We start from the raw sequence: 22,133 nt of genomic DNA, 5'->3' as shown, positions 1-22,133 counted from the left end.
CCCATGTCGACCCCCAGTCCCGATCCGACCCTCTCCGCCGAAGTCGCCGCCCAGCACGCGCAGATCGGCAATGTCCGCAAGGAGGCCGACGCCGCCTTCGCCGTCAACGGCCATCCCGACGCGGCGTGGTTCGGCCCCGGCGGCCTCGGCCTCTTCCTCCATTGGGGGATCTCCGCCGTCGAGGGCGAGGGCGACCTTTCCTGGCCGATGATGGCGCGGGAGCCCGGGGCGGCGGCGACGAGCCTCGCGCGTTATGGCTTCGCCTCGGTGCAGAAGGGCTACACCCCCGCCCGCTACTGGGAGCAGGCCGCCCGATTCACTGCGGAGAACTACGACCCGGGCAAGTGGCTCGCGGCGGCGAAGGCGGCGGGCGCGCGCTACGCCGTCCTCACCACGCGGCACCACGATGGCTACGCCCTGTGGCCGAGCGCCCACGGCGAACTCGGCACCGCCACCCACCTCGGCGGGCGCGACCTCGTCGCCCCCTTCGTCGCCGCCTGCCGCGAGCACGGCCTCAAGGTCGGCCTCTACTATTCCCCGCCCGACTGGCATTGGAACCGGCACCACATGTCGTTCCGCTACGGCGGCGCGAAGCCCGACCTTGGGCTCCATCACGAGGCCGTCGAGCTTCCCGTCCTCGCCCCCGCCGAGGCGGCGGAGCGGCTCGCCGCCTTCCGGCGCCATCTCAAGGGACAGGTCGAGGAACTCCTCACCCGCTACGGCAAGATCGACCTGATCTGGTTCGATGGCGCGGGCCAGGACGCCTTCACCCTCGACTGGCTCCGCGAGCTCCAGCCCGGGATCGTCGTCAACGAGCGGGCCCACGGCTACGGCGATTTCTCGACCCACGAATGCCGCTTCCCCGCGCAACGGCCCGGCGGGTGGTGGGAGTACTGCCACGTCTGGGCCGACGGCGGCTGGGCCTACCTCAATCACGAGACCTACAAGCCGATGGGCTGGTTCCTCGGCGAACTGGCCCGCGCCCGCTCGTGGGGCGGCAACTTCCTCCCGAGCGCGGGCCCCGACGCGAAGGGCGAGCTCCCGCAGGTCTATTACGACCGGATGAGGCAGCTCGCCGCGTGGATGGAACACAGCGGCGTCTCGCTGGGAGACGTTGAGCCGGGGCCGTGGCCCGAGCGGAGCAACGTCCCGATCACCCGGAAAGGGAGCGTCTGGTACGCCCACTTCGATTGGGTCCACGATCAGCCCGCCCTCATCGAGGGCGTCCGCCGCCCCGCCTTCGCCACCTTGTTGCGGGACGGAAAGGCCGTTCCCTTCGAGTGGCGGGAGAACCGCCTCACCGTGACGATCCCCCCCGATCGCCGCACGACCCTCCTCGACGTCGTCGAGATCCGCTGGGACACCTTCCAAGAATAATCATGAAATCGCCCGTCCTCGCCGGTCTCCTCGTCCTTTCCAGCCTGGCCGCCGCCGCCCACGCCGCCTTCCTCATCCAGCCGAACGACGTCGTCGCGCTCTGCGGCGACTCGATCACCGAGCAGCGGCTCTACACCGTCTACGTCGAGGATTACCTCCTCATGTGCCAGCCGACCGAAGGCCAGCGCATCCTCCAGCAGGGCTGGGGCGGCGAGCGGGTGCCCGCGTTCCTCGAGCGGCTGAAGACCGACGTCTTCCCCTTCAAGCCGACCGTCGTCACGACCTGCTACGGGATGAACGACGGCAGCTACGTCCCGCTGCGGACCGAACTCCTCGAGACCTACCGGGCCTCGCTGACCGACACCGTCGACGCGCTGAGGAAGGGCGGCGTCCGCGAGATCGTCCTCGGCACGCCGGGGTGCGTCGATCCGGCGACGTTCCGCAAGCAGGCTTCCGCCGCCGAATACAACGAGACCCTCCGTGTCTTCGGCGAGGCCGCCCGCGACGTGGCGGAGAAGACCGGCGTCCATTTCGCCGACCTCCACACGCCGATGATGGACGCGATGACGAAGTCGAAGGCCTTTTTCGGCAAGGACTACGGCTTCATCGGCACCGACGGCATCCACCCGAGCTTCAACGGCCAGTTCCTCATGGCCCAGGCGATGCTGCAGGGCCTCGGCTGCGACGGGGCGATCGGGACGATCACCCTCGACCTCGCGTCGAACCGGGCCGAGGGGACGCCCGGCCAGAAAATCGTCTCCGCCGCCTCCGGGACCGTCGAGGTCGAGAGCACCCGGTACCCTTTCTGCCTCGAGGGGACCGCGGGCAAGCCCGAGCCGAGCCCCGCCGCGATCGTGGCCTTCACCTCGTTCACCGACGACCTGAACCGCTACCTCCTGGTCGTGAAAGGCCTGCCGGGAACCAAGGGCAAGGTCACGTGGAGCAGCCCCGACAAGACGGTCTCCCTCTCGCAGGAGTTCGCCGTCGCCGACCTCGAGAAAGGGGTCAACCTCGCCGCCCTCGCGGGGCGGAATCCCTTCACCGCCACCTTCAACAAAGTCAACGAGGCGGTGCGGACGCAGCAGCTCAACGAGGTCTACGTGGTGAAATCGTTCCTCCACAATTTCCTCCAGTTCAAGCAGCTCGCCCCCGGCAGGAACGCCGAATGGGACGGGATGGCCGCCGCCGTCATGGAACGGGACAACGCCCTCTACGCCGCCGCCGCCGCCCTCGTCGTCCCCGTCCGCCACACGATCCAGGTCGAGGCCGTGCCTTAGAAGCAGGCGACTTTCGAGAATTATTGCGGGGCATGCTACGCTCTCCTTTTCCCGTTCCATGAACCAAGATTCCCCGTTCCCGGGTTCGCGCTGGATCTGGCCGCTCAGTGCCCATTGGGATATCGTCAATAGCTACGCGCTTTTCCGCAGGACGTTCGCGCTGGCGGCGATTCCGGCCAGGGCACCACTCTTCATCACGGCCGACCAGTCGTACCGGCTCTTCGTCAACGGCGTCCTGGTTTGCCGGGGGCCGGCGCGGGGTTTCCAGGGACGGTGGCCCTACGACGAGGTCGATCTCCGGCCCTATTTGAGGAAAGGGCGGAATGTCCTCGCCGTCCGTGCGCACCAGCCGGGCCGCAGCACGTTTCAATACAGGACAGAGGGGACGGCCGGGCTCCTCGTCGCGGGCCGGTGGGGGAAGCTCGACCTCGCGAGCGGCCGGAACTGGAAGGCGATCCGCCAGGAGAGCGTGAGCCGGGACACGGTCCCGTGCAGCGTCCAGCTCTTCAACCAGGAACATATCGATCTCCGCGAGGAAGCGGGAGATTGGACGGCGGTCGATTTCGACGATGCCGCCTGGGGAGTTTTCGAGGACTTCGTCTGGAACTGCGGCCCGTGGTTCTCCCTCGAACCGCGCGACATTCCCCCTCTGGAAGAAAAGGAGATTCCCGTCGGCCGCCTGATCGGCCTCGGCGAGGGGATCTCCGCAGCAGGCTATGCGCGGGTCCGCGACGTCGTGGCGCTGCGCCATCAGGAGGATCGGTCCCATCGTCCGGCGGGAACGGCAGCAATGGCGTCGGCTTCCCTCCTTCGCGTGGAGGCCTCCGCCCCGGGCCGCTTCCGCAGCTACCTCATCGATTTCGGACGGACGGTGGTCGGTTCCTTCATCTACGAGATCGCGGGCACGCAGGGCGGGGAGATTGTCGACACCTACTATGCCGAGACGATCGAGGAGGCGACGCTGACCCCCGACCTGGTGATGCCGACCCATTCCCGCACGGCCCTCGGCGACCGCCTCGTTTGCCGGAAGGGGGATGCCTCGCACACGTTCTATCACCTCAACGGTTTCCGCTACGTCACGATCACCGTGCGGGACGCCCTCGCCGATTTCGCCCTCGGCCTCCGCTTTCGCCGGGTCGGCTATCCGCTCGAACGGAAGGGCGCGTTCGCCAGTTCCGATCCCGACCTGGAGCGGATCTGGGAGACGTGCGCGTGGACGCAGCAATGCTGCTCCCTCGACGCCTACGTCGACACGCCGTGGCGGGAGCAGGCGCAGTGGTGGGGCGACGCCCGGGTCCAGGCGTGGAACACCTTCCACCTCGACGGGGACGCCCGCCTCTTCCGCCGGGGGATCGCCCAGCTCGCCGGGCAGACGACGCCCGACGGCCTCACCTACGGCCACGCGCCGACGATCGCCCACACCTGCATCCTTCCCGATTTCACCCTCATCTGGATGCTCACGCTGTGGGACCACTATTGGCAGACCGGCGCCACGGAGGCCTTCGCCGCCCACCAGGAGACGCTGCGGCGGGCGCTCGATTATTTCCGCTCCAAGACCGACCCGAAGAGCGGCCTGATCACCTACGACGACCGCTACTGGCTCTTCCTCGACTGGACCGACCTCTTCAAGGACGGCGCTCCCGCCGTCTACAACCTCTGGCTCCTGATCGCGCTCGAGAAAATGGCGGCACTGTACCGCGCGAGCCGTCATCCCGTAGAGGCCGTTTTCCTCGAGGCGTGGGCGAAGAAGCTGCGGGCTGCCCTCGGCCGCCTGATCGACCGGAAGGGGTTGCTCCGCGACGGGATCGACCGCAAGGGCCGGATCGTCGCCGGGACGAGCATCCATTCCCAGACCCTCGCCCTCATGGCGGGCCTGAAGGGCGTCGACGCCGCGAGGGCGCTCGACACCGTGCTGCTCCCCTACCTGCGCGGCGAGACGAAGCCGAAGGCGACGCCGTCCGCGTATTGGATCACCTACCTCTTCACCCTCGTCGCCGAGCGGGGCCGCGGGGAGGAGATCATGCCGTTCCTGAAGCGGTTCTGGCTCCCGATGGCCGACCACGGGACGACGTGGGAGAACTTCGCGCCGCGCCGGGGGGACGAGAGCTTTTCCCACGCCTGGTCGGCCCATCCGCTCTATCATCTCATGCAGACCGTCGGGGGGATCGTCCAGACCGCGCCGGGCTGGAAGGAGATCGCCTTCCGGCCCCTCTTCCACGGCGGGCACGGCGGGGCCGTCGTCCCCTCGCCGCGCGGGCCGATCCGGGGGGAATGGAAGAAAGAGGGGACCACCGTGACTGTCACGCTCCACCTCCCGCCCGGCGTCCGGGCGCGGGTCTCCCTCCCCGGGCGGAAGCCGTTCCTGGCGACCGGGAAGAAGAGGTGGACCGTCCCTGCTGCCTGAAAGATTACGAGGCGGCGGTGGCGAGGGCCGCCTTCGCGGGATGCGGAGGCCGGTGGACGCCGTTCGCGTGGGCCTCGTGCGGGACGGCGGCGACGCGGAGGACGGTGCTGCCGTAGGCCGGGAGGTGGAGGGGGCCGGCGATGGCGTTCCGGGTGATCTCGTCGACGAAGTGGCCGGAGGAGGGGAGGGGGACGGTGACCTCGTGGGGGGTGAAATTGAGGAGGAACCGGTAGTCGCCGCCCTCGGTGCTCCGTTTCTGGACGTTGACGCCGGGGGGGAGGGGGAGGGACCAGTTCGATTCGATGCCCGAGGCGGCGACAAGGCTGCCGAGGAAGTCGCCGATGAAGGCGGCCTCGGCGCGGAAGGCGACGTGGAAGGCGCGGCCTTGGCCGAAGCGGTTCTCCGTGAGGCACGGTTCCCCGGCGTAGAATTCGGCCCCGTAGACGGCGAGGGGGAGGGCCGTATCGAGGTGGATCCGCTCGCAGATGTCGCGGGCGCGGTATCCTTCCTGGAGGTGGAGAGGGACTTCTCCACTTCCTCCGTTTTGGACCGGACGGACGGGGACGGTCTGGCCGTCGTAGAGGGCGTCGGTCTCCTCGATCCAGAGGCCGAGGAGCTCGCGGAGCGGGCCGGGGAGGCCGCCGGTGAAGACGAGGTCGTCCTCGTCGACGAGGCCGGTGCAGTGGGTCGTGACGAGGGTGCCGCCCTGGCGGACGAAGGCCTTCGCCCGGTCGGCGAAGCCGGGGCGGAGGAGGTAGAGCATCGGCGCGACGACGAGCTTGTAGCCGTCGAGCGGGCAGGTCTGGTCGATGCAGTCGACCGAGACGGAGCGGTCCCAGAAGGCGCGGTGATACCGCATGACCTCGTCGAGGTAGTCCTTCCGGTCGTTCCGCATCCCCTGCGATTGGTTGAGGGCCCAGCGGTTGGGCGAATCGCAGAGGACGGCGGCCTCGGCGCGGACGCGGCTCCCGCGGACAGCGTCGAGGCGGGAGAGGGCCTCGCCGAGGGCGGCGACCTCGCCGAAGACGCGGGTCTGCTCGCCGCCGTGATGGTCGACGACGGCCCCGTGGAATTTCTCCGCGGAGCCCCGGCTCTTGCGCCATTGGAAATACTGGACCGAGTCGGCCCCGTGGGCGACGGCCTGGAGCGAGGCGAGGCGGTGCATGCCGGGCCGCTTCAGCTTGTTCACCGGCTGCCAGTTCACCTGGCTGGGGGTGCTCTCCATGAGGAGGAACGGCTCGCTCCCCCGCATGGAGCGGATGAGGTCGTGGTGGAAGGCGGTGTCGGCGGCGACGTCGGCCTCGGAGGCGGGGTCGCGGTGCCACTTCGGATAGCTGTCCCAGCTGACGATGTCGACGTGGCGGGCGAAGGAGAAGTAGTCGAGCTCGACGTACGTGTCCATGAAGTTGGTCGTCGCCGGGGTCAGGCGGTCGTGCGCGCGGATCGCGGCGACCTCGGCGTCGTAGAAGGAGATCGTCTGGTCGGAGATGAACCGCTTCCACGCGAGGACCTGGCCGTGGAGGAGGGTTTCCCCGCGCGGCGACGGGGCCGAGATCTGCTCCCACGCGGTGTAGCGGTGGCTCCAGAAGGACGACCACCACGCGGCGTTCAGCCGGTCGAGGGTGTCGTAGCGCTGGCGGAGCCAGCCCCGGAAGGCCTCCTGGCAGAGGTCGCAATGGCAGTCGCCGCTGTACTCGTTCGAGATATGCCAGAGGATCACCGAGTCCCGCGCGCCGTAGCGCTCGGCCAGGCGGCCGTTGATCGCGGCGACCTTCTCCCGGTAGACCGGCGAGGTGAAGCAATGGTTGTGGCGCTGGCCGTAGAGGTTGCGGATGCCCTGGTCGTTCACCCGGAGGACCTCCGGGTACCGCTGCGCCAGCCACGGGGGCCGCGCGCCGCTGGGGGTCGCCAGCATGATCGAGACGCCGTTCTTCTCCAGCAGCCCGATGATGCGGTCGAGCCAGGCGAATTCGTAGCGGCCCTCCTCGGGCTCCAGGTGGGACCAGGCGAAGATGCCGAGGGAGACGACGTTCACCCCCGCCTTCCGCATCAGCCGGACGTCCTCCTCCCAGACCTCGGGCGCCCACTGCTCCGGGTTGTAATCGCCGCCGTGGAGGAAATGGCGGGGCGCGATCTTCCAGGGGAGGGGGCTCTTGCGGGCGTCGGGACGGGGGTGCGAGGACGGCATGAAGGGAAGTCTACCATATTATAAACTTTGTTTACAATATTTTGTATTTTGGAATCGCAAAGGGGCCGCAAACGGGAAAAACTGGCGCCCGTGCCCGGTCCCCATCCGGGCCGCCCTCCCACTCCATGAACGATACGCAGACCGCGCTGATCCAGCTTCTCCGGGAAAACGGCAAGATGTCCCGCAACCAGCTTTCGGAGATGCTCGGGATCTCCCTCATGGGGGTCTCGAAGGCGCTTTCCGGCATGGCGCGGAACCACCTGATCGTCCTGCGGAAGAACCCGAACGGCGGGCCGGGCCGCCCCTCGGAGACGGTCGAGGTCGGGGCCGAGGGCGGGTACAGCCTCGGGATCAACGTCAACCACTTCGGCGTCGAGGCGACGCTCGTCGACCTCCGGAACAAGGTCGTCTTCTTCGGGCAGATCCCCTTTTCGTTCCGCGCCCTCTCCCTCCCGCCGGTCGTCGGCGACATGGCTCCCGTCTTCGCCCTGATCGGGAAGGCGCTGGCGGCGGTCCCCCGGAAGAAGCTCGTCGCCGTCGGCCTCGGCGTCAGCGGCGATTTCGATTTCACAACCGGCCAGGTGCTGAAGGCCTACGACTTCATCTCCCCCGGCCAGGCCGACGCCTTCCGCCGCTTCCTCTCCGAGGAGACCGGCCTCCCCGTCTCCCTCGTCCACGACACCGAGTCCGGCCTCATCGCGGAGCGGTGGTCGAACCCCGACCTCCCCCCCCGGCCGACGCTCCTCTCGATCTCCGACCGCCTCGGCATGAGCCTCATGTTCGACGGGCGGCTCTTCCGGGGCTCCCCCTCGTGGCGGCGGTGGCTCGGCCACGCGCCGGTCCCCTCGTCGAGCGAGCCGGTTCCCAACTACCTCCCCGGCCCCCTCGCGGCGACGGCGCTGAGCACGGCCTGGACCGACCTGCTGCAGGGGATCAAGTACGGCCACCGCCCCCCCGTCGTCCCCGACGTCTGGCGGCGGGAAATGGACGAGTTCTACGCGCTCTTCGAGCAGAACGACCCCCGGTGCCGGAAGATCGTCGAGCAGGGGATGAAGGACCTCGCCGTCGTCGTCCGCAACCTCTGCATCCTCATCCCCTTCGACGGGATCATCGTCCACGGTTGGATTCCCGAGATCCTCGAGATGGCGATCGACGCGATCCGGCAATCGCTCCGCGAGGGGAGCGAGGCCCACGGCCACACCCTCGTCGAGATGAAGCCCCCCGTCTACGCCGCCACCCTCCGGGAGCGGACCGAGGGGGCGGGCGCCGCGCTTTTCGCGATGGACGAGCTCTTCAGCAGCAAGATGATCACGCGGGGATGGAAGCGGGAGACCGCGAAGCCGAAACCGAAGCGGAAGCCGATCAAGCAGGCGGGGCGGAAGCCGCAGGCGGGATCGAAAGGGGTCGCGAAGCGGCGGTGAGCGCCCTTCGGGACTGGGTACAGACCCTGTACAGCTGGAGGCGCTCCTCTCCCGATAGGAGTCTAGGCGTATTGGCCCGTCTCTCCCTACAGCACGTACCCTCGGGCGTTAAGGGAAGCAGCGGATTTTAATCCAGTTCGGAGACGGGGCGCCGCCAAAGCGCGTCCGCCTAGTTCAGGCCCTCCGAAGGGGAGGTTCGAGGAGGGGCGAAGCCCCTCTTGGGCTATAAAGTGGGTCGCCTCCAGCTGTACAGGGTTGACCGCGCGAGTCCCGAAGGGCGGTTCCCGGTCCGCGATCCCTTTCCCCGTGCGCCTCATCTCCCAAGCGCTCCTCTCCCATGCGCTTGGGAGATGAGGCGTATAGGAGGCGAAGCCCCTCTGTGGCGTTAAAGCGGGTTACATCCAGCTGTACCAGGTCGACCCCGCAGGCCCCGAAGGGCCGCCCTTCTCTCACCCCTCAACTCAATTTATAAACTTTATTTATTATTTGAATTCGCCTGCGCGATGTTGTAATTAATAACAATTGAAAACGCTTTCCTTGCCGATCTTCCGTGCGCCGGGGAGAGGGAGTGAATCCCGGTCGGCTCGCCGCATCCTGTTCCTTCTGATCCTCGCCCTGTTCAGCCACTCCGCCGCCCCCCTCCGGGCCGAGTCCGAAACCACCGAAATCCCGCCCGCCGCCGGAACCCCCGCGGCGACGATCACCGCGGGCAAGGAATGGAAGAAGATCGCGCTCGACGATCTGCCGCCGAAGGCCGGATCGGCCCTCGATTTCTCCCGCCGCCTCGGCACCGAGCCGGCGGGGAGCAAGGGACGGGTGATAGCTTTGCCCGACGGGCGGCTCGCCTTCGCGGAGGCCCCGACCGTCCCCGTCCGCTTCTTCGGTTGCACCGTCGCCGTCAACCTCTCCGTCCCGCGCGATCCCGAAGGGATCGAAGACTACGCCGAGGCGATCCGGCGTCAGGGATATAATGTAGTCCGCATCAACTTCCTCGATACCGACCTGGGGGGAGGAAAGTGGGAAGCCCCGATGCCGACCGCCGATTTCCTCGCCGACTTCGACGCTCAGGCCGCCGCCGGGTCGCCCCCCTTCCGGCCCGACGTCCTCGACCGGTTCGAGCGGTTCGTCGCCGCGCTGAAAAAACGGGGCATCTATATCAATTTGGATGCGATGACGTCGTGGGTCGGATATTATCCGGTCAATCCGTGGGCGCCCTCCCAAGCCGGGGTGACCAATATGGGTGCCAATCTGTTTGATCCGAACGGCACGGGGCGGGTGCATTGGCACAACTGCGTGAAAGCCCTCCTCACCCGCGTCAATCCCTACACCCACACCACGCTGGCGGAGGATCCGCAGGTGATGGACATCCTGGGGCATAACGAGATCAACTTCAATTTCTGGTACAACGACTGGCAGAAGAAATACGGCCGGGTCCTCCTCCCCGCCTGGCGGGAGTTTCTCCAGAACCGCTACAAGAGCGTCGCCGCGTGGCGGGCCGAGTGGGGCTCCGCCGGCATTCCCTCCGACCTCGCGGGCCTCGAGGAAGCGCCGCTCTTCAGCCGCGAGGACCTGATGCAGAAAGGCCCCCGGAGCCGGATCGTCGGCGAGTTCCTCGAGCCGATCGAGGCGAACCTCGCCGAGTGGTTCGAGGGGGAGCTCCGCTCCTTCGGCTATACCGGCCTCTTCAGCCTCTACGACATGCTCTACAACCTCCGCATCTACCTGCCGAGGGCGAAGCTGGGGCTCGTCTCGATGCACTCCTACCACGACCACCCGCAGTTCCGCCCCCAGGAGGTGCTGGAGAACAACAACACGAGCTCCTTCGCCGACAGCCTCAACTGGTGGCGCGGGATGATCGGCTGCCGCATCGCCGGGAAGCCCCTCGCGATCACCGAATACGGGCACGTCTACTGGAACCGCTACCGCTACGAGGAGGGCCTCGCCGTCGGGGCCTACGGCGCGTTCCAGGACCTCTCCTCCCTCCACGTCCATTCGGAACCGGTCGAGATGAAGGGGCGCGGCCTCGCGCCGTTCCGGCCCGGCTCCGATCCGATCGGGCGGGCCTCGCAGGTCGTCACCGGGATCCTCTTCATGGACCAGGCGATCACCCCGGCGGCCCACCGGGTCGACGTCACCCTCACGCGGGAGCAGATGCTCACCTTCTCCGAGTCGAACTTCCCCGGCGAGCTCACCCGGATCTCCCTCCTCACCGGCTTCGGGACCGAGCCCGAGGGGACCGTCCCGGCGGTCCCGGCCCAGCTCACGATCCCGTTCAAGTGGGGCGCGGGGACGAAGAGCGACTCGATCTTCGCCGCCTCGGTCGTCGAGACCGGGAAGGGGAGCTTCCCCGAATACGTCTCCCTCCTGCGGACGAAGGGGATCCTCCCGAGCGAAAACCGGACCGCGCCGGAGCGCAACCAGTACGAGAGCGAGGGCGGCCAGATCTTCCTCGACGCGAACGAGAAATGCCTCGTCGTGAACACCCCCCGCGTCTCGGGCGTCGCCGCCGTCACCGTCGGCCACCCGATCGACGCGGGGGCGCTCACCGTCGAGTCGGCGACCATCAGCGCCTCCCTCACCGCCGCCTCGCTCGACGCGGAGCCCCTCGCCACGGCCCACCGCATCCTCGTCGTCGTCGCCACCGACGCCCACAACGACGGCGACAAGTTCGCCGCCCCCGACCAGAAGAAGCTCCTCGCCGCCGGGAAGAAGGGGGCGCTGCTCCGGACGGGCGAGTTCGTCGTCACGCTGAAGCGGGCCGACACCGCCCCGGCGCTCCACGCGTGGACCCTCTCGATGAATGGCACGCGGCGCGACCCCCTCAGCGTCGACCGCGTCCCGGGCGGCGTCCGGCTCACGCTCGAATCGGCCGAGTGGGCCTCGGGGCCGACTCCCTTCGTCGAGCTCGCGGAGGAATAGGGAGGAAAACCATATGCACCCCGGACCGCTCCATCGCCCCGCCCGCTCCCGCCCCGGTCGCGCCTTTAGCTTAGTCGAGGTCCTCCTCGCGCTCGGCGTCGTCGCGATCGGCTTCATCGGGGTGATCGGGCTGATGCCGGTCGGGCTGAAGACGATGCGCCAGGCGACGACCCTCACCGTCCAGAGCCTCATCCTCCAGCAGGTCGTCGGGAGCGCCGAGGCCTCCCCATTCACGAAGCTCGCCGCGAAGTTCAACAACGCGAAGTTCTACTTCGACGACGAGGGCGGCATCCAGGACGGCCAGGACGGGAAGACCCGCTACTGGGTCACGACGATCGTCAAGGACCCGACCTATCCGGGCAGCGACAAGGTCGTCGCGGCCGCCCCCCTCTCGCAGGCCCTGCAGATGGTGCGGATCGAGATGATCCACTCCCCCGTCATGCCGACGCCGGGGAGCGCCCTGACGACGAACGTCTTCTTCATCCAGGTCGCCTGTTCGGAGAAATAAGCCCGGTCCAGCCCAAGCATCGCCATGAAATCGTCTCCTCCCCGGAACGCCTTCACCCTCCTCGAGATCCTCGTGGCGACGTCGGTGCTGATCCTCATGCTGACGCTCACCCTCCAGATCGTGAACCAGTCGGCCCGCATCTGGTCCCGTTCCTCGGACAAGATGGAGTCGTTCCAGGGCGCGCGGAACGGCTTCGGCCTGATCACCCGGACCCTCAGCCAGGCAACCCTCAACGCCTACCTCGATTACGACAGCGCCACCTCCCCCCAGTATTACGTCCGCCGCTCCGCGCTCGGCTTCTACGCCGGGCCCGCCGGGGAGAACCGGAACCCCGGCACGCCCGGGAGCGGCCAGTGCGTCTTCTTCCAGTTCCCCGGCGGCTACGCCCTCTCCGACAGCTACGCGGCGCTCGACACCCTCCTCAACGGCTGCGGCTACTACGTCTCCTTCAGCCGCGATCCCGGGCTCCCCTCCCACATCCCGCTCGCGAAGGCCCCCTACCGCTACCGCCTCATGCAGCTCCTCGTGCCGACGGAGAAGAACGCCGTCGACTCCGCCCACCCCAACGCCTGGTACGCCGCCACGGGCGTCGCCGCCTCGGTCCTCGCCGACAACGTCATCGCCCTCGTCCTCCGCCCCCAGGACCCCTCGGCGGCCGCGCCGAACCTCACCGCCGATTACCTCTACGACAGCACCCTCGGCGTCGCCACCTATCCCCAGCCGGTCACCTCGAACCAGCTCCCGCCCGTCCTCATGGTCACCCTCATCGCGATCAGCGAGTCGTCGGCCCGCCGCCTCGACACCGGCTCCGGCCAGCCCCCGGCGGCGATCGCCGCTGCGCTGGCGGGGCGCTTCCGCAACACGGCCCAGTACACCGCCGACCTCGCCGCCGTCGGGCAGGCGCTGAACGCGCAGCACATCGCCTACGAGGTCTTCTCCGGCGCGGTCCCGCTCCGCGAATCGAAGTGGAGCAAATGAAGAAAGAAAAACGTGGCATGAAGAACTCCCTCCCCCCCTCCCCGCGCGGCTTCAGCCTGATCGAGGTCCTCGTCGTCCTCGCCATCGTCTCGCTCGTCGCCGTCGCCTCGATGCCCTCGCTGACGACGCTCATCCTCGGCAGCGCGCTGAACCGCGCCGGGCAGTCGGTCGCCGGGGAACTCTCGCTCGCGCGGCAGGAGGCGATGACGAGGAACTGCGAGATCGAGGTCCGCTTCTACCGGATCGCCAGCCTCTGGACCGCCGTCCAGATCTGGCGCGTGACGACGGGGGACAACGGCGACACCTTCGCCCCCGTCCGCCCGCCCCTCTTCCTCCCCTCGGGCATCATCATGAGCGAGCCCCTCTCCCCCCTCATCGCCTCCGACACCGCCGTCAACGGCCAGGCGACGCTCCCCGTCCGGATCGCCGCCTCCTACCGGGGCTTCCGCTTCCGGCCCACCGGCTCGGCCTCGGCCCCCGTGACCGACGCGAACAACTACGTCACCCTCCAGGAAGCCCACGCGCAGGGCTCCCCGCCCGCCAATTACTGCACCCTCCAGGTCAGCCCGCTGAGCGGCAACGTCGCCATCTACCGGCCATGAAAACGAACTCCCTCCTCCGCCCCCGCCGCTCCGGCTTCGCCCTGCTGCTGGTCCTCGGCATGCTCGTCCTCATCGTCGGGCTCTCGGTCGGCTTCCTCATGAAGTCGACCTCGGCCCTGCAGAGCGCCTCGGGCTACGGGGCCTCGGTCTCGGCCCGGAACCTCGCCTACACCGCCGTCGGCCTCGTCCAGGGGCAGATCAACCTCGCCACCGGGCAGGGGACGAGCGTCGCGTGGGTCTCCCAGCCGGGGATGGTGCGGACCTACGACAACGCCGGGACGCTCCGCAACGCCTACAAGCTCTATTCGGCGGCGAACATGATCGACACGAAGGTCTCGATTACCGGCGGCGTCTCGGCCGACGCCCCGGCGGCGAGCTGGAAGGACAACCCCGCCCTCTGGACCGACCTCAACGCCCCCGTCCAGACCCGGACCGGGAAGGTCTACCCGATCCTCGACGGGAACGTCGGCACCGGGGGGAACCTGAAGCCCGAGGGCTATTCCCTCGGCGCGGCCCCCGGGGCCTCCTCCTGGCAGCCGGTGCCGATGCCGGTCCGGTGGCTCTACGTCCTCCAGGACGGGACCTTCGTCGCCGCCGCCGGGAGCGGCAACGAGGCGACCGTCGCCGGGGCGACGGCGGCGAACCCCGTCGTCGGGCGGATCGCCTTCTGGACCGACGACGAGACCTGCAAGGTCAACATCAACACGGCCTCCGAGGGGATGTTCTGGAACACGCCCCATTTCTACAGCAACTTCCAGCGCTACCTCGGCCAGTACCAGCCCGCGCAGGGCGAATACCAGCGTTACCCCGGCCATCCCGCCACGACCTGCCTCTCCTCGGTCTTCACCACCCTCAGCGCCGACAACATCTACGCCCTCACCCCCCGCGTCTCCCCCGGCGGATCGAGCGGGGCGACGACGGTCGCCACCGGGCCGGTCGCGAAGAAATCCCAGCGGCTCTACGCCTCGGTCGACGAGCTCGCCTTCGATCCCTCCTTCGACTCGTCGCGGACCGCCACGCCGAAGCTGAAGGCGAGCGACATCGCCCAGGCCCATTTCTTCGCCACGGCCTCGAGCCGCGCGCCCGAGCTCAACCTCTTCAACCTCCCCCGCATCGCCTGCTGGCCCCTCTACGCGGGGCTCGCCACCGGGAAGGTCACCTCCCTCGACAAGCTCATCGCGTTCTGTTCCTCGACCGGCAACGGCGCGGCCTCCTATCCCTACTACTTCCAGCGGCAGCGCTACGACAGCCCGACGAACGACATCGGCCTGGCGCGGAACGGGACCCTCTACAACTACCTGCGGGCGCTGACCAGCCAGGCCGTCCCCGGCTTCGGCGGCCTCTTCTCGGCGAAGTACGGGGCCGACCGCGACCAGATCCTCACCGAGATCTTCGACTACATCCGGACGACGAACCTCTACGACCTGAACCTCGCCACCGGGGGGCAGTTCACCCCCGCCTCGACCCCGCTCCCCGGCTCGGGCCACGGGTGGGTCGCGCCGACGCAGTACACCACGGCGGGCGGGATCCCGACGCAGGGCTTCGGCCGCTTCTACACCCTCTCGGCCCTCACCATCGGCTTCGCGTGCAGCAACGATCCGTCCGTCACGACCGTCCCGGCCAACACGACGCCCTATGCCTCCCCCGCCCTCACTCCCGCCGTGGCCGGGGAACGCTATGTCCAGGCGATCCTGATCCCGAACTTCTTCTCCCCGATGCTCGGCTTCACCTCGATGATCCCCGACATGCAGGTGAACATCAAAGGACTCCTGGCGCTCAGGCTGAACGGCCAGCAGCTCTTCACCGCCGATTCCTACGACCAACGCTACAACGTGACGACGGCGAGCGTGAACAACGGGCTGACGGTCGGAGGACACGCCACCTGGCGCAACTTCGACAACGGCGCGCCGCTCTATCCCTTCGTGAGTTCCCACATCAAGGTCACGGTTCCCGCGAACGGCCTCATGGCCTTCACCGGCGGCCAGCTCACGGTGACGATCACCGAGGGCGCGGGGGGCCCCGTCCTCCAGACGCTGAACATCAACCTGCCGAGCAGCGATCCCGCCGGGGGCTTCCCGATCCCGAAGCTGGTCGACCAGAAATTCGGCGCGCCCGACATGAGCTACTGGTGGGGCTTCGGGGGCAAGGCGTGGAACGAGAACAAGCGGCTCCTGCTCTCCTACGGGAGCGGCTATTCGCCCGGGAATTACGCCACGCCGAGCTGCGGTTCCCCCCTGGTCGACAACTACGACGTCGTGCGGTCGGTCCAGCCCGCCCACGGCGATTTCCGCCTCGTGGCGGCGCAGCAGAACGTCCCGACGACGGTCTTCGCGAAGCATCCCTACTACGACACGACGACGACGAAGTGGGCGGCCAACCTCTTCGAGGCCTACTCGACCTACAGCAGCCAGGGTTTCGATCCGGGCCGGACGCAGAACTCGTGGGGGAGCTATTTCAGCACGATCCCCGCCTCCTCCTACTTCTGGGCCAACGTCTCGCCCGACATCCCCGCCGGGGCGACCGTGGCGAACACGCCCGAGTCGACCGGCGACTACGACAGCGGCTTCCCCTACATTCCCGACGGTCCCTACATCAACAAGCCCGACGAGGGGACCAAGGCGCTCGGCGGCGCGAATGTCCCCTACTTCGACACGCCGTGGAACGCCTCCGACCCGGTGACCTCGACCTTCGCCTTCCCCAACCGGCAGATGCCCTCGCCCGGGATGTTCGGCTCCCTCCCGACGGGGGTGAAGGCGAACGTGCCGTGGCGGACCCTCCTCTTCCGCCCGCAGCCGACCCACTTCGGCGCGACCTCGCCGACCGACCACCTCCTCCTCGACCTCTTCTGGATGCCGGTCGTCGATCCCTACGCGATCAGCGACCGCTTCTCGACCGCCGGGAAGATCAACATGAACTACCAGATCCTCCCCTTCACCTACATCGAGCGGTCGACCGGGATCAACGCCCTCCTGAAATCGGAGCTGGTCACCGCCGTCCCGAACACCGGCCTCTACAAGGCGAAGGGCGGGAACAGCACGATGGGGGCGCAAACCATCGACTACCCGATCGACGCGACCGAGACGCTGACCCAGTTCAAGGCGAAGTTCCAGGGGGGCGACATCTTCCGCTCGGCGAGCGAGATCTGCGACCTCCACATCGTCCCCGTCACGATCCCCGCGACGACGGTGAACCTCATGAAGACGACCTTCTGGACGGCGAACCAGATCACGGGGGAAAACCTGCGGGAGCGGATCTACACGACCCTCTATCCCCGCCTCACGACGAAGTCGAACACCTACACCGTCCACTTCCGCGCCCAGTCGCTGAAGAAGAACGTCGGCTCCCTTCCGGGGACGTGGCGGGAGGGCGTCGACCAGATCACCGGCGAATACCGGGGTTCGGCGACGATCGAGCGGTTCATCGACGCGAACAACGCCTCGATCCCCGACTACGGCACGAACCCGAACGCCACCCCCTCCCTCGACACCTTCTACCGGTGGCGCATCGTCCACGACCACCAGTTCGCGCCTTGAGCCCGGGTCTTCCTGCCGTCTTCCCATGATCGTCACCTGCAAAAAGGAAGTCCCCGCCCGCTGGATCTTCTTCGCCGTCCTCCCCTGGGGCGCCTTCGCCTTCGTCGGCTCGGCGGCGGGGGCCGCCTTCCTCTTCTCGCTGAAGAAATTCGTCGAGAACCCGGCGGGCCTCACCTTCATCCTCAGCCTGCCGAGCTTCATCTCCCTCGTCACCTACCCCCTCGTCAGCTTCACCTCGGACCGGATCTGGACCCGCTTCGGGCGGCGGAAGCCGTTCGTCATCGCCTCGTGGACCGGCATCGTCACTGCGCTGGTCCTGATGCCGCTGATGCCGAATTTCTGGGCCCTCCTCGCCGTCTACATGTTCTACAGCCTCTCGAGCGACCTGAACGCGACCCTCGACGCGCTGAAGCTCGAGATCATCCCGCCCCACGAGCGGGGCCGGGCGACGGGGATGATGTCGTGGTTCCAGAACCTCGCCGGGATCGTCTTCTACTTCATCGCCCTCGGGCGGTTCGACGACGTCCGCTTCATGTGGGGCGTCCCCCTCTTCGGGGAGCGGGTGATCTACTGGTCGGCGGCGCTGCTGCTGGCGGTCCTCTTCCTCCTCATCACGCTCGGGGTGAAGGAACTCGACCAGAAGAGCCCGCTGCGCGGGGAGAGGATCACCCCCCGGACCTTCGTCCGCGGCCTCCTCGATCCCGAGTTGCGGCCGATCTACCTCCTCGTCTTCAGCATCTCGGCGCTCAACGCCGGCCTCGGGCCGCTCGGCAACCTCCTCTACACCGACCAGTGGAGCTACACGAAGCAGCAGCTCGGGATCAACATCGCCGTCGGCGGCGTGATCAACATCTTCATCATCGGCCTCCTCACCCTCTTCGCCGACAAGCTCAACCGGATGAAGGCCTATCAGACCCTCATCTTCATCTCCCTTTCGATCAACGTCTGCTATTACTGCTACGTCAATTTCGTCCTCCCGGACAAGCATCCCTCCCTCGTCGAGATCATCGTCTTCGGCGAGAGCGGGTGCATCGTCGGCCTCCTGATGATGATGGTCTACGTCCCGCTGGTCTACGACTACGTCCGGCGGAACAAGCTCGGCACCTACGCGGCGGGGGCGGGGATGGTCGGGCGGCTCACCGGCCTCCTCACGCTGAACGGCGTCGGCCTCTTCGTCTGGGGTTATGCCACGCTCTTCCAGCCGCCCGCCGGGGAGATGACCCGGGTGGTGCTGCGGGAGGAGGTGACGAAGCCCGAGCTGCTCGCCTCCCTCCGCGCCCCGGGCACGGCCTGGACGCGGCCCTCGGACGGCGCTCCCGTCCCCCCGGCGGAGATCACCGCCGAGGCCTGGCAGGCGAACGGCACCTTCACCGACCGGGGCCGGACGTGGGAGATCCGGTGCCGCGACAAGGCGAGCGCCGCCCTCGACGAGGAGAGGAAGAAGCTCGCCGCGACGCAGTCGGAGCGGCTCGCCTCGCGGAAGATGCTCGAGGATCGCGCGGCGGTCCTCCGAGGGAAGGGGGACCTCGGCAAGGCCGGACGGATCGAGGCCGACGCCGCCGGGCGGCGGGCCGAGACCGACCGGCTGGCGGCGGAGATCGGCGCGATCGACGCGACCCTCGCCGCCCGGTGCGAGGCCTTCCGGGGCGAGGTCGATCGGGTCCTCGCCGGACGGATCCTGGAGGAGGGCGAGGCCCTCCGCGAGGCGGCGACGGCCGACGCCCTCCTCGTCGAGGTTCCCGTCGGCAGGCGGCCCGAGGGCGAGGTGGTGGAGGCGATGGCCCGCGACCTCCGCCGGGAGCTGCCGGAGACGATCGACCTCCGCCCCGTGAAGCGGGAGAACGGCTACGCCTTCGCGCTGAGCGTCGGTTCCCGGAAGGGGTCCGAAGCCGAGGCCATGGCGCTGGCGCGGCGGGCCGAGGAGGCCCTCCTCCGCGTCGCCGGGGCGCGGGCTCCCGGCCTCTTCGGCCCCGCGGGCGCTGGCATGCCGCCGTTCACCTTCTCCCACCAGACGGCCCTGACCCTCCGCGTGGCGACGGTCGAGACCCCGACCGACACCTACGTCTCCCCGATCACCCGGATCGTCAACCCGTTCCTCTCCCTCTTCCACGAGGTCGGGAATCCCCGGCGGAAGCTCGATGCGATCGGGCGGTCCCTCCGGCTTGGGGCAGCCGGTGGCAACGGCGGCGGTCATTTGCGGATCGATCCCGGGACCGAGGCGCGGACGATCGAGGTGACGACCCTCCTGCCCTCCTCCTCCGTCCTCCAGGAGAGGGAGGCCGTCCCTAATGTCGACGACGCCATCGGCCGCCGCCTGGCGGCGGGGATCGGCACGGGGGCGCTGGCCCAGCCCGGGCTCCTCGCCCAGTCCCGCCGCTTCTACGACCGGCTCGAGGAAGCGGCGGCGACGCAGAAGCTGACCCTCGTCCGCCCCCGCCTCGCCTCGGCCTACGCGCCGATGCGGTATGATTACATGAGCGGCTATATCTGGATGTTCCTGCTCAGCTCCCTCGGCATCACGATGACCTTCGTCTTCCGGGGGATCGAGCGCCGGGGAGGCATCCGCAAGCGGGGCGTCGAGGAGGAACACGCATCATGAATCCGTTGAATCCATTGACTCCGCAAGACGCCCCGACCCCCGCGCCCGGGGTCTATGTGCCCGGGTACGCGCGGGCGAAGCTCGGGATGATCGCGGCGGGGCTCCTCCTGATGGGGCTCGGCTTCTCCCAGTTCGCCGAGCCGCTGCGGCTCCTCCTCTTCGGGGAGCGGGCGCGGGCCGAGGCGGTCCGCGTCGTGAAGACGAAGGAGGGCCTCCCCGACCAGGTGCTGGAGAGCGACCGGCAGGTGACCGCCGCGCTCGAGCCCCGCGACCGGAGCTACACGTTCTGGAACGAATTCCGCTTTGCGGACGGGCAGGGGAGTTCCTTCGAGGTCCGCGCCCCCGTCGGGAGCCAGCTGAAGCCGCTCTACCCCCTCATCGACGAGGAGGGCCTCCCGACGACCGACCTCGTCGTCTACGACCGGGCCCACCCGGAGCGGAGTGCCTTCCCGATGATCGTCAGCACGTGGTTCGCCCCCGGGATGCTCTTCGTCATTGGGACGCTCTGCGCCTTCATCGGGTCGTTCCTCTTCTATTGGGCGAAGAAGCCGATCGAGCTGCCCCGGCTGCCGCCGACGGCTCCGGCGACCTCGACCGAAAAAGATTAAAGCCTAGAACGAAACCCGCGCCCCGGGGGCGATTTCCCGGCGTTCCCCGCCCCACGTGATCCAGAGCGGCAGGGCGGAGGGATTCTCGACCTGTGTCCCGTCGACGGTGGTGCGGAGGCCCCGGAGGGCGCGGAGGTAGTTGGCGATCTCGACGTTCGTGGCGCGCCAGACGCCCTTCCCCTTCCGGGCAGCCTCGACGGCGATCCGCTCGCCGAAGCGTTCCATCAGGTCCCAGTTCCCGTCGTTCGGGAATTCGTAGCTGTGGCCCCAGACGTAGAGGAGCCGGAGCTCCTGCCCGTCCTGGGCGAAAAAGGTCTCGGTCCGCGCGAGGAGGTCGTCATTGTGATGGCAGGTCGGATGCCAGAGGAGGAGGTTCTCCGGGACGCCGTACCACCCGTGGGAGGCGGTGGTCCGCGCATAGTCGATCCCGAAGTGGGGAAGGGCGGCGACGACCTCCGGGCTGTGGTAGCCGAAGGGATAGGACATCCCCCGGACGGGATAGCCCGCGAGGGCCTCGAGCGCGCGGCGGTCGGCGACGATCTCCCGCGCCAGCTCGTCCGGGGGAATCGTGGGGAGGCGGGGATGGGTCACCGAGTGGGCCGAGATCTCGTGCCCGGCGAAGAGCGCGGCGACCTCGTCGGCATGAAGCTGCCCCTCGCGCCCGAGCTTGCCCGAATTGAGGTGGAACGTCCCCTTCAGCCCGTGGCGGTTGAGGAGGGCGACGAGGTCCCGGTCGGCGACGACCCCGTCGTCGTAACTCACCGTCACGGCGTGGGAGAGGCCTCCGGGGAAGAGATTGAAGCGGATCGAGGGGACGCGCGGGGCGGACATCGGGAGGAGGACGCTCAGCCGGTTTGGCCCACCCGCCGGTTCCGGCGGACGACGACGATCCCCGCCGCCGCGCCGAGGAGGAGCAGGGCGTTCGTTCCCGGCTCCGGCACGGCGAGGGTGGTGGAGTAGACCGAGAACGAATCGACCGAGAGGTAGGCGGTGCTGGCGTCGTTGGGATTGTCGATGAAGAGGCCGAAGGCGGTGACGTTCCCGCTGAGGCTGGTGCTCGCGGCGGTCGAGAGGTTGAAGGCGCCGCTGGCCGTCACCGCGCCCGTGTTCGTCGGGGCGGCACCCGAGGAGAGGACGAGCCAGTTCGAGGCCGTCGTATTGTAGGTGAAGTTTTCGAGCGTGACGGCGCCCAGGGAGGTGTAGGAGGCCTGGCTGACGTACCAGACGTTGCCGACCTGGACGAGGACGTGGACCGCCTGGGAAATGTCGGTCGAGTTCCGCTGGTACCAGGAGAAGGAATAGGTGTTCGCCGTCGGATCGAGGGTCAGCGAGGTGGTGTAAAGCGAGGTGGCGTATTTCCCGGCCGTATTGGTCGTCATGAGGCCGTAATAACCATAGTTCTGCTGGTAGTAGGTGGTGGCGGAGCCGCCGGTCGCGGCACCGAAGTTGACGTCGGTCGCGAGCCCGACTGAGTTATTGCCTCGAAGGCTGTAATTGTCGGCGGCGAGGCTGTTCCCGGTCGTCGTGTAGACGTCGGTCCAGTCGATCCCCTGGGCGGCGAGGGTATTCAATCCGCTCCCCCCGTAGGCGAAGACCTGCCGGTAGAGGAGCGTCTGCGCCTGCGCGTTTTCCACTCCCCAGGTTGCCAGCAGGAACGACACCACGAAGCCGAGACGAAGCAATGCACGGGAGGTCTTCATTTTAATAAACTTTGTTTAC

At 68.1% G+C, this 22,133-nt stretch carries 14 protein-coding genes; 11 read left to right on the top strand and 3 right to left on the bottom strand.

Annotated features, from left to right (window positions below; translation table 11 throughout):
• Window positions 1–3: 3 nt before the first annotated feature.
• From BLU04_RS04080 to BLU04_RS04070, 3 genes are read left to right on the top strand one after another with little or no spacing between them, the layout of a single operon-like run.
• The gene (locus BLU04_RS04080; RefSeq protein ID WP_093282559.1) at window positions 4–1,377 is read left to right on the top strand and encodes an alpha-L-fucosidase; all 1,374 of its coding nucleotides are present in this window, start codon (window positions 4–6) and stop codon (window positions 1,375–1,377) included.
• Between the two features lie 2 nt (window positions 1,378–1,379).
• The gene (locus tag BLU04_RS04075) at window positions 1,380–2,654 is read left to right on the top strand and encodes an SGNH/GDSL hydrolase family protein (protein WP_093282556.1); all 1,275 of its coding nucleotides are present in this window, start codon (window positions 1,380–1,382) and stop codon (window positions 2,652–2,654) included.
• A gap of 58 nt (window positions 2,655–2,712) precedes the next feature.
• The gene (locus BLU04_RS04070) at window positions 2,713–5,058 is read left to right on the top strand and encodes a family 78 glycoside hydrolase catalytic domain (protein ID WP_093282554.1); all 2,346 of its coding nucleotides are present in this window, start codon (window positions 2,713–2,715) and stop codon (window positions 5,056–5,058) included.
• A 4-nt stretch (window positions 5,059–5,062) separates the two neighbouring features.
• On the opposite strand, the gene BLU04_RS04065 is transcribed toward BLU04_RS04070, so the two are convergent.
• On the bottom strand, window positions 5,063–7,246 hold the full coding sequence (locus BLU04_RS04065; RefSeq protein WP_093282550.1) for a beta-galactosidase: 2,184 nt from the start codon (window positions 7,244–7,246) through the stop codon (window positions 5,063–5,065).
• A 125-nt stretch (window positions 7,247–7,371) separates the two neighbouring features.
• Between BLU04_RS04065 and BLU04_RS04060 the strand changes: the two genes are divergently transcribed.
• From BLU04_RS04060 to BLU04_RS04030, 8 genes are all read left to right on the top strand, one after another.
• A complete protein-coding gene (locus BLU04_RS04060) occupies window positions 7,372–8,667 on the top strand; it encodes an ROK family transcriptional regulator (RefSeq protein ID WP_093282548.1) in 1,296 nt (431 codons plus the stop codon).
• Window positions 8,668–9,204: 537 nt separating this feature from the next.
• On the top strand, window positions 9,205–11,586 hold the full coding sequence (locus BLU04_RS16275) for a hypothetical protein (protein WP_157895099.1): 2,382 nt from the start codon (window positions 9,205–9,207) through the stop codon (window positions 11,584–11,586).
• A 13-nt stretch (window positions 11,587–11,599) separates the two neighbouring features.
• A complete protein-coding gene (gene vccB, locus BLU04_RS04055) occupies window positions 11,600–12,094 on the top strand; it encodes a Verru_Chthon cassette protein B (protein WP_157895098.1) in 495 nt (164 codons plus the stop codon).
• A 24-nt stretch (window positions 12,095–12,118) separates the two neighbouring features.
• On the top strand, window positions 12,119–13,072 hold the full coding sequence (locus BLU04_RS04050; protein ID WP_093282544.1) for a hypothetical protein: 954 nt from the start codon (window positions 12,119–12,121) through the stop codon (window positions 13,070–13,072).
• A 17-nt stretch (window positions 13,073–13,089) separates the two neighbouring features.
• Complete coding sequence (gene vccD, locus BLU04_RS04045) at window positions 13,090–13,674, top strand: Verru_Chthon cassette protein D (RefSeq protein WP_157895097.1); 585 nt, start codon at window positions 13,090–13,092, stop codon at window positions 13,672–13,674.
• The gene (gene vccA, locus BLU04_RS04040; protein ID WP_093282539.1) at window positions 13,671–17,207 is read left to right on the top strand and encodes a Verru_Chthon cassette protein A; all 3,537 of its coding nucleotides are present in this window, start codon (window positions 13,671–13,673) and stop codon (window positions 17,205–17,207) included. The genes vccD and vccA overlap by 4 nt, the downstream gene beginning before the upstream one ends.
• Window positions 17,208–17,232: 25 nt before the next feature.
• Window positions 17,233–19,806 (top strand): MFS transporter, encoded by a 2,574-nt coding sequence (locus BLU04_RS04035; protein ID WP_093282536.1) that lies wholly within the window; start codon window positions 17,233–17,235, stop codon window positions 19,804–19,806.
• 5 nt (window positions 19,807–19,811) lie between these two features.
• Window positions 19,812–20,414 carry a DUF3592 domain-containing protein gene (locus BLU04_RS04030; protein WP_157895096.1) on the top strand — a complete coding sequence of 201 codons (603 nt, stop codon included), beginning with the start codon at window positions 19,812–19,814 and terminating at the stop codon, window positions 20,412–20,414.
• A 3-nt stretch (window positions 20,415–20,417) separates the two neighbouring features.
• On the opposite strand, the gene BLU04_RS04025 is transcribed toward BLU04_RS04030, so the two are convergent.
• Both BLU04_RS04025 and BLU04_RS04020 read right to left on the bottom strand, forming a co-directional pair.
• Window positions 20,418–21,245 carry a polysaccharide deacetylase family protein gene (locus BLU04_RS04025; RefSeq protein WP_093282531.1) on the bottom strand — a complete coding sequence of 276 codons (828 nt, stop codon included), beginning with the start codon at window positions 21,243–21,245 and terminating at the stop codon, window positions 20,418–20,420.
• Window positions 21,246–21,259: 14 nt separating this feature from the next.
• Window positions 21,260–22,114, bottom strand: coding sequence for a PEP-CTERM sorting domain-containing protein (locus tag BLU04_RS04020; protein WP_093282529.1), 855 nt, complete (start codon window positions 22,112–22,114; stop codon window positions 21,260–21,262).
• Window positions 22,115–22,133: the final 19 nt, after the last annotated feature.

Source organism: Verrucomicrobium sp. GAS474, assembly GCF_900105685.1.
Taxonomy (GTDB): Bacteria; Verrucomicrobiota; Verrucomicrobiia; order Methylacidiphilales; family GAS474; genus GAS474.
The sequence above is the reverse complement of the archived record's forward strand: the minus strand, read 5'-3'. Positions and strand labels throughout refer to the sequence as shown.